The organism is Pseudomonas sp. WP18 (assembly GCF_036689585.1).
GTDB lineage: Bacteria > Pseudomonadota > Gammaproteobacteria > Pseudomonadales > Pseudomonadaceae > Aquipseudomonas > Aquipseudomonas chlororaphis_E.
Window position 1 is genome coordinate 1,408,506 of sequence record NZ_CP144758.1, and the last position, 11,867, is coordinate 1,420,372.

The following is an 11,867-nucleotide window of genomic DNA, read 5'->3' on the forward strand; positions in this document are numbered from 1 at the left end:
TATCGTTACAACGTTCCCCCAGAAGAGTCTTTTGCGTGCCCATTACCTTCCAGGCCCTGTTCGCTCCCGACCGCCTCGCGTTGCAGTTCGCCATCAAGACCGTGCTCGGCGCCGGACTGGCCCTGTGGCTGGCGTTGCGCTTCGGGCTGGAGCAGCCGTCGTGGGCATTGATGACGGCGATCATCGTCGCGCAGCCGTTGTCCGGCATGGTCGTCCAGAAAGGCCTGGCACGCCTGCTCGGCACGCTGGTGGGCACGGTCATGTCCGTGGTGTTCATGGCCCTGTTCGCCCAGACACCGTGGTTGTTCCTGCTGGCCCTGGCGGTGTGGCTGGGCTTGTGCACGGCCTGTTCGACGTTGCTGCGCAGTGCCTGGTCTTACTCATTCGTGCTCGCCGGGTACACCGTGGCGATCATCGCCTTGCCGGCCATTTCCCATCCTTTGACCGTGTTCGACCAGGCGGTGGCGCGCTGCACCGAGATCAGCCTGGGGATCATCTGCGCCACGGCCGCCAGTGCCTTGCTCTGGCCGCTGCGGGTCGAGCGGCAACTGGCCGGGCAGGCTCGCGCCGCCTGGCAGAGCGGCATGCAGGCGGCCCGTGCCACCCTGGCGGGCGATGCCCAGGCGCGCAAGGGCTTGCTGGAAATCCTCGGCAAGATTGTCGCGGTCGACGCCCAGCGTGAACACGCCTGGTTCGAGGGCCGCCTGGGGCGGCAGCGGGCCCGGGCCATCAGCGGCTTGAGCCAGAAACTGTTGATGCTGCTGCGCATTTCCCGCTCGGTGCGTCGGCAGTGGAGGCAACTCGATCCCGTCGAAGCCCAGGCGCTCCAGCCGTGGATGGACGACGTGCAGCAAGCCCTCGACGGCGACAGCGCCACGTTGCAAGCGCTGCGCCCCCGGGTGTGGGATGCGTCCCACGATCCGCAGATCAGTTCGGCACAGAGTTACTGCCTGGCCAGGATCGCGTTGTTGCTCGACACCGCCCTGGCCGCCTGCGCGGCCCTGACGGCTGTGCAGGAGGGCAAGGCGGCGGTGGATCCGCCGCGCACCCTGGCGCCTCATCGCGACCTGTCCCTGGCGATGGTGTTTGGCGCGCGCAGTGCCCTGGCGTTCCTCGCCGTGGCCAGTTTCTGGCTGGCCACGGCCTGGCCTGCGGCCTCGGGCGCCCTGGTGCTCACGTGTGTGGTGTGCAGCCTGTTCGCCAGCCGCGAAAACGGTGCGCAGATTGGCATGAGCTTCCTGCGCGGTATTTGCCTGGCCGTGCCCACGGCGTTCGTGATCGGCGAGATCGTACTGCCGCAGTGGAGCAGTTTCGCCCTGCTCAGCCTGGCCATGGGCGTGCCTTTGTTTTTCGGCGCACTGGGCATGGCCAAGCCGCCGATCTTCGCCACCGCTACCTCGTTCTGCCTGCATTTCGTGGTGTTGGTCTCGCCGCTCAACACCATGAAGTACGACGTCGCGGCGTTCTTCAACAACGCCCAGGCGATGATGATCGGCGTGGGCGCGGCGGTGCTGGCGTTCAACCTGCTGATGCTGCGTGACCCGGCCTGGCACAGCCGGCGCTTGCTGGCGGCGACGCTCGATGATCTGGTGCGTCTGACCCATCGCAGCCTGCGTGGCGCCGAGAGCTGGTTCGGCGGGCGCATGGCTGACCGACTGTTGCAACTGGCGCGGCATTACCCGGAGTTGCCGGTGCAGGCCCGCAGCCGTTGGGACGACGGCTTGCTGGGCCTGGACATTGGCGATGAGCTGTTGCACCTGCGCCTGAGCCTGGCCGTCGCCCAGGTGTCCGAGCAGCAGGCGCAGCAACGTTACTTCGCTGCCTTGGAGCACACGCTCGAACGCGGGCCGGCCGGCGATCGGGCCGACGCCCTGGCGACGGCGAGCGCCGAATTTCTTGAGGTGTTGGCGGCCCAACCCGCCAGTGATGCGCTGAAACTGGCCCAGGGCGCGGTGGTGCAATTGCAGAACAGCTGGCGCGCCTGGTGCCGCCAGCATGAACCTGAACGACGGGAGCACAGCCATGGGCTTGCGTGAGTGGACGATTGGCGGGGTGTTGCTCAGTCCGTTCCTGATTTACCTGGTGTTGGCGCTGCTGGTGACCGGCGCGCTGCGCCTGTTGCTCGGCCTGCTGCCGGTCGGGCGCTGGATCTGGCATGAAGCCTTGTTCGACTGCGCCCTCTATGTCTGTGTCCTGACTGTCATTACCGTGGTCCTCGGGCCGCTATAGGAGTTGAACATGCGTACCTCCGTACGTGTCGCCGTCACGCTGTGCGTGGTTGCCGTGGCGATCTTCGCCGGGTTCCACCTGTGGCAGTACTACATGCTCACCCCCTGGACCCGCGATGCGCGGATCCGTGCCGACGTGGTGGTGATTGCGCCCGACGTGTCGGGTTGGGTGCGCGAGCTCAAGGCGGTGGATAACCAGCAGGTCAAGGCCGGCGATCTCTTGCTGAGCATCGACCGCGAGCGTTTCGAGGCGGCGGTGGAAAAAGCCCATGCGGTGGTCCAGACCCGCCAGCAGCAACTGAGCCTGCGCGAACACGAAGCCAGCCGCCGCGCCGCCCTGGGGCCACAGGCCATCAGCGCCGAGCTGCGGGAAAACGCCCAGATCAACGCCGGCATCGCCCGCGGCGAATTGCGCGAAGCCCAGGCCGAAGCCAAGGTTGCCGAGCTCAACCTGGCCCGCAGCCAGGTCCTGGCCCCCCGCAGCGGCCACATCACCAACCTGCGCCTGGCCGAGGGCAACTACGTGAACGCCGGGCAGCCGGTCATGGCGTTGATCGATGACTCGACCTTCTATGTGCAGGCTTACTTTGAAGAAACCAAACTGCCGAGGATTCGCGTCGGTGATCTGGTCAAGGTCTGGCTGATGAGCACCGACCATGCATTGCAAGGCCACGTCGAGAGCATCAGCCGGGGCATCACCGACCGCAACACCAACCCCGATGCGCAACTGCTGGCGGAGGTCGAGCCGACGTTCAACTGGGTGCGCCTGGCCCAGCGGATCCCGGTGCGGATCAAGTTGGACAAGGTACCGGAAGGGGTGAACCTGAGTGCAGGGATGACGGCGAGCGTGCAAGTGCGCGAAGACCTGCCATAGTCCGTCGCGCACGAACCTTGTGGCGAGGGAGCTTGCTACCTCGCCACAAGAGATGCGGTGCTTCATTCAATCCGCTGGGGCTGATCGCTTCAGCGAATCAACCGACAGTAATCGCCGGCAGCGTCGGCAAGGTCACGGTCTGTTGCTTGCGCGGGGCGAGGATTTCGGCTTCGCCGTCCACCACCAGCTCATCACGCTGATTGAACACGCGGGTCGCGATGCGCACGCGGAATTTCGGCAGTTTCTCGAGGATCTCCAGGCGCACGGTCAGGGTGTCGCCGATCTTCACCGGTTTCTGGAAGCTCATCTGCTGGCCGATGTAGATGGTGCCCGGCCCAGGCAGCTCGCAGGCCACCGCCGCGCTGATCAGCGCACCGCTGAACATGCCGTGGGCGATGCGTTCCTTGAACATGCTGGCCGCGGCGAATTCGGCGTCCAGGTGCACCGGGTTGTGGTCGCCCGACATCGCGGCGAACAGCTGGATATCGCGTTCTTCCACGGTCTTGCTGTAGCTGGCGGTCTGGCCGACTTCAAGGGCTTCGTAAGGGATGTTGGTAACCTGGGTCATGTGTCTTGAATCCTGTGACGGGTAAAGGAAAACGCTGGAGACCTACTCGCTGCGTGGCGGCCGCTTGTGGCTGAGGGCCTGGGCAATCCAGGCCAGTACGTCGGCGGTCACTTCATCGCGGTTGGTTTCATTGAACAGTTCGTGCCGGGCCTGCGGGTAGATCGTCAGTTGCAGGTGCTGGCTGCCTGCGGCGCGCAAAGCGTCGGCCAGATCCTTCAGACGCTTGCCTTGGCTCACCGGATCACATTCACCACCGATCACCAGCAGCGGCAAGCCCGGATCGATCTGGGCGAGATTGGACGCTTTGCTGATTTGCTGCAACCCGCCGAGCAGATCGACCCACAGCTGGTTGGTGCAGCGAAAGCCGCACAGGGGGTCGTGCACGTACTTGTCGACTTCCGCCGGGTCCCGGCTGAGCCAGTCGAAAGCGGTGCGCGTGGGCTTGAAAGGCTTGTTGAAACTGCCGAACGACAGCCACTCGATCAACGCACTGCGCCCGGTGGCACCCTGGCGCCGACGCTCGAAACGCGCGATCAGGCGCGCGGCGCGGTAGAGCGCCACGGGCTGGAAGTTGGAACCGCTGAGGATCGCCCCATGCAGGCTGGCGCTGTGGTGCAGCAGGTAGCCCTGGGCGATGTAGCTGCCCATGCTATGGCCGAGCAGCACGATTGGTGTGTCTGGATGTTGCTGGCCGATGTGATGGTTGAGGCTCGCCAGGTCGCCCACGACCTTGGCCCAGCCGTCCTGATCCGCGTAATGCCCGAGGGTCGCTCCGTCGGCGGTGCGTCCGTGGCCGCGCAGGTCCGGGGCGTAGACGCCATAGCCCTCATCGCACAGCGCCTGGGCCAGGCGCGCATAGCGGCCGCTGTGCTCGGCCATGCCGTGGGCCAGCAGGATGACCGCCACCGGCGCGGCGTCGGGCAGCCACTGGTTGACGAACAGACGGCTGTGGTCGGTTGCGGTCAGCCAGAACGTTTGGTGGATCATGGCGGTTCCTTGGCACGATGTTGCTCAATGGTATAGCCCATCCGTTGCGTCTCGCCTGATCAGACGACGCTTTCGTGTCTATGTGGTCAGTTCTGTCAGTCACTTCGGCGCCAGAAGCTGAACTCACCACACAAACCACTAGGCAGGAAGATTCACACGATCTATGACGCAGGTTGCCATATTTGCCTGATTGACCATAGCTGCTAGTGTCCCAGAAGCTCCGCCTCTGCAAGCGATACAGATGCGGTCCCGGATACGCTCAGGTAAAGAGGACAAAAACAATGCAGCCTGATTTCTGGAATGACAAGCGCCCGGCCGGCGTGCCCCAGGACGTCGACCTCGACGCCTACAAGTCGGTCATCGAGGTGTTCGAGCGTTCCTGCAAGAAGTTCGCCGACCGCCCGGCGTTCAGCAACATGGGGGTGACCCTCACGTATGCCGAGCTCGAGCGCTACAGCGCGGCGTTTGCCGGCTACCTGCAAGCCCATACCGACCTGGCGCCGGGCGATCGCATCGCGGTGCAGATGCCCAATGTCCTGCATTATCCGATTGCCGTGTTCGGCGCTTTGCGGGCCGGTCTGATCGTGGTCAACACCAACCCGTTGTACACCCCGCGGGAAATGCGCCATCAGTTCAAAGACTCCGGTGCCCGCGCGCTGGTGTACATGAACCTGTTCGGGCAGAAAGTCCAGGAGGTGCTGCCCGATACCGACCTGCAGTACCTGATCGAAGCCAGGATGGGCGACCTGATGCCTGCCGCCAAGGGCTGGCTGGTCAACCTGATGGTGAACAAGGTCAAGAAAATGGTCCCGGACTATTCGCTGCCCCAGGCCATTTCGTTCAAGAGTGCGTTGCGCCTGGGACGCGGCCAGCCGATCAAGCCGCTGAAGGTCAGCCTCGATGATGTGGCCGTACTGCAATACACCGGCGGTACCACCGGGCTGGCGAAAGGCGCGATGCTGACCCACGGCAACCTGGTGGCGAACATGCAGCAGGCCCGGGCGTGCCTGGGGCAGTTCGGCGACGATGGCCATCCGCTGATGCGCGAAGGCCAGGAGGTGATGATCGCGCCGCTGCCGCTGTACCACATCTATGCCTTCACGGCCAATTGCATGTGCATGATGGTCACCGGCAATCACAACGTCCTGATCACCAATCCGCGGGACATCGGCGGCTTCATCAAGGAGCTGAAGCACTGGCGATTCTCGGCGCTGCTGGGGCTCAACACGCTGTTTGTGGCGTTGATGGACCACCCGGACTTCAAGACCCTGGATTTCTCCCACCTCAAGGTCACCAATTCCGGTGGCACCGCGCTGGTCAAGGCCACCGCAGAGCGTTGGGCGCAGCTCACCGGATGCCGCATCACCGAAGGCTACGGCCTGACCGAGACCTCGCCCGTGGCCTGCACCAACCCTTATGGCGACAAGTCGCGACTGGGCACGGTGGGCTTGCCGGTGCCCGGCACGCTGATGAAGGTGATCAGCGACGACGGCATCGAGCAGCCCTTGGGCGAACGTGGCGAGTTGTGCATCAAGGGCCCGCAGATCATGAAGGGCTATTGGAACAAGCCCGAAGCCACGGCCGAAGTGCTGGACAGCGAAGGCTGGTTCAAGTCCGGCGATATCGCGGTGATCGACCCGGACGGATTCGTGCGCATCGTCGACCGCAAGAAGGACATGATCATCGTCTCCGGTTTCAACGTGTACCCCAACGAGATCGAAGACGTGGTGATGGCCCATCCGAAGGTGGCCAACTGCGCGGTGATCGGCGTGCCGGACGAACGTTCGGGGGAGGCGGTGAAACTGTTCGTGGTGGCGCGCGAAGCGGGCGTCAGCCTGGAAGAGCTCAAGGCCTACTGCAAGGAGAACTTCACCGGCTACAAGATCCCCAAGCACATCGTGCTGCGTGAGTCGTTGCCGATGACGCCGGTGGGCAAGATCCTGCGTCGTGAGTTACGCGACATCGCCTGAGGCCCGAGAAGCCCAGTAGCCCTCTGTGGGAGCGAGCCTGCTCGCGATGGCGATATATCAGTGACAGAGATGCTGACTGATACACCGCCATCGCGAGCAAGCTCGCTCCCATCGTTTTTTGGGTATTCAGGGCGATTCAGATCAGGCTAGAATTTTTACTCTAAAAATGACCATTGAATATTCTTGAGTCATGTTTGTGACTGTGGGGGCCACTTTTGGCCCTAGGCGACCCTCGGCAAAGCTGCTACTCTCGGCGCGCTTTTGTGACTTCTCGGCCTTGATTCAAGCCAGATTCACCAACAAACACACACCAATAATAATCGCATCAAATGCGGTGAGAATTCGCGTTGCTGAGGAGTGGGCTTCCATGATCGAAGACTTTTGGAAGGATAAGTACCCAGCTGGGATTGCTGCCGACATCAATCCAGACGAGTATCCGAATATTCAGGCGGTGTTGAAGCAGTCCTGCCAACGCTTCGCCAACAAGCCGGCATTCAGCAACCTCGGCAAGACGATCACCTACGGTGAACTCTACGAGTTGTCCGGGGCCTTTGCCGCGTACCTGCAACAGCATACCGATTTGCAGCCCGGTGATCGAATCGCCGTGCAGTTGCCCAACGTCCTCCAGTACCCGGTGGCCGTGTTCGGTGCGATCCGCGCCGGGCTCATCGTGGTCAATACCAACCCGCTGTACACCGCGCGGGAGATGGAACACCAGTTCAACGACTCCGGCGCCAAGGCGCTGGTGTGCCTGGCGAACATGGCGCACCTGGCCGAGGCCGTGGTCCCCAAGACGAGTGTCAAGCACGTCATCGTCACCGAAGTGGCCGACCTGTTGCCGCCGCTCAAGCGCCTGTTGATCAACAGCGTGATCAAGTACGTCAAGAAGATGGTCCCGGCCTATCACTTGCCCAAGGCCGTCAAGTTCAACGATGTGCTGAGCAAGGGCCACGGCCAGCCGGTGAGCGAAGCCAACCCTTCCAGCGATGAGGTGGCGGTGCTGCAATACACCGGCGGCACCACCGGCGTGGCCAAGGGCGCGATGCTGAGCCACCGCAACCTGGTGGCGAACATGCTGCAATGCAAGGCGCTCATGGGCTCGAACCTCAACGAAGGTTGCGAAGTGCTGATCACGCCGCTGCCGCTGTATCACATCTATGCCTTCACCTTCCATTGCATGGCGATGATGCTGATCGGCAACCACAACATCCTGATCAGCAACCCGCGCGACCTTCCGGCGATGGTCAAGGAACTGTCCAAGTGGAAGTTCAGCGGCTTCGTCGGCCTCAACACCCTGTTCGTGGCGCTGTGCAACAACGAGGCGTTCCGCAAGCTGGACTTCTCGGCCCTCAAGGTCACCTTGTCCGGCGGCATGGCCCTGCAACTGGCGGCGGCCGAGCGCTGGAAAGCGGTGACCGGATGCCCGATCTGCGAAGGCTATGGCATGACCGAGACCAGCCCGGTCGCCACGGTGAATCCGATCCAGAACATCCAGGTCGGCACCATCGGTATTCCGGTGCCTTCGACCTTGTGCAAGGTGATCAACGACGCGGGCGTCGAACAGCCGTTGGGCGAAATCGGCGAATTGTGCGTGAAGGGGCCGCAGGTGATGAAGGGCTACTGGCAGCGCCAGGAAGCCACCGACGAAATCCTCGACAGCGAAGGCTGGCTCAAGACCGGTGACATCGCGCTGATCCAGCCCGACGGCTACATGCGCATCGTCGATCGCAAGAAGGACATGATCCTGATCTCCGGTTTCAACGTGTACCCCAACGAGCTGGAAGACGTGCTGGCGACGCTGCCGGGCGTGCTGCAATGCGCGGCCATCGGCATTCCGGACGAGAAGTCCGGTGAAGCGATCAAGATCTTCATCGTTGCACGACCGGGCGTCACCTTGACCAAGGAGCAGGTCATGGAGCACATGCGCGCCAACGTCACCGGCTACAAAGTGCCCAGGGCCGTGGAGTTCCGCGATGCCTTGCCGACCACCAACGTGGGCAAGATCCTGCGGCGCGAGCTGCGTGATGAAGAGCTCAGGAAACTGGGTGTGAAGAAGTAAAAAGCTTGTACACAAAAAGCCCCGCATGAGCGGGGTTTTTTATTGGGCGGTGATCTGGAGTCGACCGCCGTTGTGGCGAGGGGATTTATCCCCGCTGGGCTGCGAAGCAGACCCAAAAAGCGAGGGCCGCTTCGCGCCCCAGCGGGGATAAATCCCCTCGCCACAATGGGTTGTTCGTCAGCAGTTGGCTACACCCTGAACTGCGCAAAATCCAGGTTGGTGCCCCCCGGCCGCATGTCTTGCAGGTACGAATCCTTGTCCGCGCTCAACTCCAGGCTCAGGGCTGCCTTGCGCTTGCCTTGGTTGCGTACTTCCAGGCCTTCCATTTTTTCGCGCAGGAACACCGTCGGCACTTTCAGGTGCAGCAACTGGTCGGTGGCCGGGGTGTGCAGCAGCAGGTGGATCCATTCGTATTGCCCGATGGCCAGGCGCGTCACCGGGAGGTTGAACCAGAAAATGTTGCGGTTGCGGTTCAATTCGCTGAAGTGGCAGTTGTTGACGCCCAGTACGGCGCCGCCCAGTTCCTGGTTCCTGCGGGCAATGGCCTGCTTTTTATCGAGTTTCATAACGTTCCTACGGGGTTGGAGCTTCAAGCCGCAGCCTGAATACGTGGGGCATTCTCGGGGGTTGCTCGGCAAACATAAAGCGCAACCTGCATTTGCCGATCAAATGTGCCGTTGAAAAAAATGAAACTCCCCGCAAACGGCCCCGGTCAACCCTATGTAATGACTTTTCGTAGCGTTGTTCACAGGAGACACATCATGGGTAGCACGAGCGATAAAGTGAAGGGCGTTGCCAACGAAGCCGTCGGCAATATCAAGCAAGGCGTCGGCAAGGCCACCGACAATGACCGCCTGCGCGCCGAGGGCGTGGTCCAGGAGAAGAAGGGCGAGGTCCAGCAAAACGTGGGCAAGGCCAAGGACGCGCTCAAGAAAGGCGTCGATAAAGCGTAACCGGCCCGCTGGAAAAACGATTGGAACGGCCATCTGCGGGTGGCCGTTTTCGTGTCGGCTCGAACTTGCGCCGGGGAAATTGTTCCAAAAGTCGCCAAACAGGTTACTTTGTCTGGCATAACAACCCATGAGTCGCCAAGCGACCTTCCTTTTTTGCGGCGAAAGGAGACGCACATGATGTTCCCGGCCATGAAAGGCTTGCCCTTGCATCGTGTGATGATGCGCACCGTGACCGAGTTTCTCGACGACGAGATGTCCACCTATGCGTCGGCATTGGCCTATCAGATGCTGTTTTCGCTGTTTCCCTTCATCCTCTTCCTGATCGCGCTGATCGGTTTCCTGCACCTGCCGGACTTCTTTTCCTGGCTGCGCCTGCAGTCGGAACTGGTGCTGCCGCCCCAGGCCCTGGAGCAGGTCAACCCGGTGATCGACCAGCTCCAGCAATCCAAGGGTGGGTTGCTGTCGGTGGGTATTGTCATTGCCTTGTGGACCGCCTCGGCGGGCGTGCGGCTGATGATGAGCGCCATGAACGCTGCCTACGACGTGGTGGAAGGCCGTCCGGCCTGGAAGCGTTTCCCGCTGTCGATCTTCTACACCGTGGGCATCGCCGGCATGTTGCTTATTGCGGCGGCGCTGATGGTTCTCGGGCCACAGGTGATGGAGTGGATCGCGGCCCAGGTCGGGCTGGAGGAATTCATCGTCACGCTCTGGACGATCGTGCGCTGGCCGGTGATCGTGATTTTGCTGATGGTGGCGGTGGCGTTGATCTATTACGTGATGCCTGACGTCAAGCAGGAGTTTCGCTTCATCACGCCGGGGTCGGTGCTGGCGGTGGTGGTGTGGATCATCGCTTCGCTGGGCTTTGCGTTCTACGTCAAGACCTTCGCCAACTACAACGCCATGTACGGCAGCATCGGCGCGATCATCGTGCTGTTGCTGTACTTCTACATTTCTTCGGCGGTGCTGTTGCTTGGGGCGGAAATGAATGCCGTCATCGAGCACATGTCCACCGAGGGCAAGGACCCGGGTGAAAAACACCCTGGCGAGCACGAGAAACAGCATGTGTCGGGCCTGGGCCGCGACCATTCAATCCCTCACCCCCACCCCGATGAAGCCCGACCATGATTCGCGAAATCCTGAAGATGGGGGACGAGCGCCTGCTGCGCATTGCCCCGCCCGTGCCACCGGAGATGTTCGACTCGCCGCAGCTGTGGCAGTTGATCGATGACATGTTCCAGACCATGGAAAGTGTCGGCGGCGTTGGCCTGGCGGCGCCGCAGATCGGCGTGGACCTGCAGTTGGTGATCTTCGGCTTCGAGCACAGCGAGCGATACCCCGACGCCGAGGCCGTGCCGCAAACGATCCTGATCAACCCGCTGATCACCCCGCTGGACCCGCAGATGGAGGAAGGCTTCGAAGGTTGCCTGTCCGTGCCGGGCCTGCGCGGCGCCGTGGAGCGCTATCGGCACATTCGCTACGAAGGATTCGACCCCAAGGGCCAGCCCATCGTGCGCACGGCCTCGGGGTTTCACGCGCGGGTAGTCCAGCATGAGTGCGATCACCTGATCGGGCGCCTGTACCCGTCGCGCATCAGCGACTTCAGCAAGTTCGGCTTCACCGAGGTGATGTTCCCGGACCTGGACCCTGCGGCCGACGACTGACTGGAACCGACACAGTCCCTCTGTGGGAGCGAGCTTGCTCGCGATAGCGATGTGTCGGTCACAGTCGAATCACAGACCCGACGCCATCGCGAGCAAGCTCGCTCCCACATTGGCCTGTGTTGCCATTAAGAAGGAGGCACCAACCCCATCGCAATCATCGGCTTGCTGCGGGCATACCGGCTCAATCGCTCCGCCATCGCATAGGGCAGGGCCGGGTCGAAGCTGAATCCGCGTCGTTCATAAAATTCACGCAGGTCCGGATGGCAGAACAACCACACCGGCGCTTGCACGGCCTTCACCGCCTCGGCGATCAACCGCGCCGCGATGCCTTGGGCGCGGTAGGCCGGGTCGACAAACAATCCGGTCAACCAATGCCCACCTGCTACCTGCCGCAGGCACAGGGCGGCGACGATGTCGTCCTGGCGCGCTACCCACAGCTGTGCGTCACGCACCGCCTTCATCGAGGATTGGTGGGCGCGGTAGAACTTGTTCATCAGCGGCCATAGCGGTTCGTCGAGCAACGTGTAGTGGATTTCAGGCATGGCAGGGGCGGGGGGAGGGAATCAG

The 11,867-nt window shown here is 62.4% G+C and carries 12 protein-coding genes; 8 read left to right on the forward strand and 4 right to left on the reverse strand.

Annotated features, from left to right (window positions below; genetic code table 11):
* Positions 1-35 precede the first annotated feature (35 nt).
* The 3 genes from V5F23_RS06185 to V5F23_RS06195 are packed head-to-tail and all read left to right on the forward strand — an operon-like array spanning position 36 to position 3,102.
* On the forward strand, positions 36-2,036 hold the full coding sequence (locus V5F23_RS06185; protein WP_042731282.1) for an FUSC family protein: 2,001 nt from the start codon (positions 36-38) through the stop codon (positions 2,034-2,036).
* Positions 2,023-2,229, forward strand: a complete 207-nt coding sequence (locus V5F23_RS06190) for a DUF1656 domain-containing protein (protein WP_047736905.1) — start codon at positions 2,023-2,025, stop codon at positions 2,227-2,229. Before V5F23_RS06185 ends, V5F23_RS06190 begins: the two co-directional genes overlap by 14 nt.
* Before the next feature lie 9 nt (positions 2,230-2,238).
* On the forward strand, positions 2,239-3,102 hold the full coding sequence (locus V5F23_RS06195) for an HlyD family secretion protein (RefSeq protein WP_047736904.1): 864 nt from the start codon (positions 2,239-2,241) through the stop codon (positions 3,100-3,102).
* Positions 3,103-3,199: 97 nt separating this feature from the next.
* Here the strand turns inward: V5F23_RS06195 and V5F23_RS06200 are convergent, their stop codons facing one another.
* Positions 3,200-3,670, reverse strand: a complete 471-nt coding sequence (locus tag V5F23_RS06200) for a MaoC family dehydratase (protein ID WP_003184579.1) — start codon at positions 3,668-3,670, stop codon at positions 3,200-3,202.
* A 42-nt stretch (positions 3,671-3,712) separates the two neighbouring features.
* Positions 3,713-4,657: an alpha/beta hydrolase gene (locus tag V5F23_RS06205; protein WP_042732213.1), complete on the reverse strand. Its 945-nt coding sequence runs from the start codon at positions 4,655-4,657 to the stop codon at positions 3,713-3,715.
* A gap of 281 nt (positions 4,658-4,938) precedes the next feature.
* Here V5F23_RS06205 and fadD2 point away from each other — a divergent pair, with 281 nt between their 5' ends.
* Together fadD2 and fadD1 are read left to right on the forward strand one after the other, a co-directional pair.
* Positions 4,939-6,627 (forward strand): long-chain-fatty-acid--CoA ligase FadD2, encoded by a 1,689-nt coding sequence (gene fadD2 / locus V5F23_RS06210; RefSeq protein WP_042732214.1) that lies wholly within the window; start codon positions 4,939-4,941, stop codon positions 6,625-6,627.
* Positions 6,628-6,994: 367 nt separating this feature from the next.
* Positions 6,995-8,686, forward strand: a complete 1,692-nt coding sequence (gene fadD1 / locus V5F23_RS06215; RefSeq protein WP_047736900.1) for a long-chain-fatty-acid--CoA ligase FadD1 — start codon at positions 6,995-6,997, stop codon at positions 8,684-8,686.
* Between the two features lie 188 nt (positions 8,687-8,874).
* Here the strand turns inward: fadD1 and V5F23_RS06220 are convergent, their stop codons facing one another.
* Entirely contained in the window at positions 8,875-9,252 is a 378-nt protein-coding gene (locus tag V5F23_RS06220) for a hypothetical protein (RefSeq protein ID WP_047736898.1), read from the reverse strand.
* Between the two features lie 195 nt (positions 9,253-9,447).
* Between V5F23_RS06220 and V5F23_RS06225 the strand changes: the two genes are divergently transcribed.
* The 3 genes from V5F23_RS06225 (at position 9,448) to def (ending at position 11,300) form a co-directional block, all read left to right on the forward strand.
* On the forward strand, positions 9,448-9,639 hold the full coding sequence (locus tag V5F23_RS06225) for a CsbD family protein (protein WP_042729868.1): 192 nt from the start codon (positions 9,448-9,450) through the stop codon (positions 9,637-9,639).
* A gap of 174 nt (positions 9,640-9,813) precedes the next feature.
* The gene (locus V5F23_RS06230; protein WP_042729867.1) at positions 9,814-10,764 is read left to right on the forward strand and encodes a YihY/virulence factor BrkB family protein; all 951 of its coding nucleotides are present in this window, start codon (positions 9,814-9,816) and stop codon (positions 10,762-10,764) included.
* A complete protein-coding gene (gene def, locus V5F23_RS06235; RefSeq protein WP_212803467.1) occupies positions 10,761-11,300 on the forward strand; it encodes a peptide deformylase in 540 nt (179 codons plus the stop codon). The genes V5F23_RS06230 and def overlap by 4 nt, the downstream gene beginning before the upstream one ends.
* Before the next feature lie 125 nt (positions 11,301-11,425).
* Here the strand turns inward: def and V5F23_RS06240 are convergent, their stop codons facing one another.
* Positions 11,426-11,842, reverse strand: coding sequence for a GNAT family N-acetyltransferase (locus V5F23_RS06240; protein ID WP_042729865.1), 417 nt, complete (start codon positions 11,840-11,842; stop codon positions 11,426-11,428).
* Between the last annotated feature and the right edge of the window lie 25 nt (positions 11,843-11,867).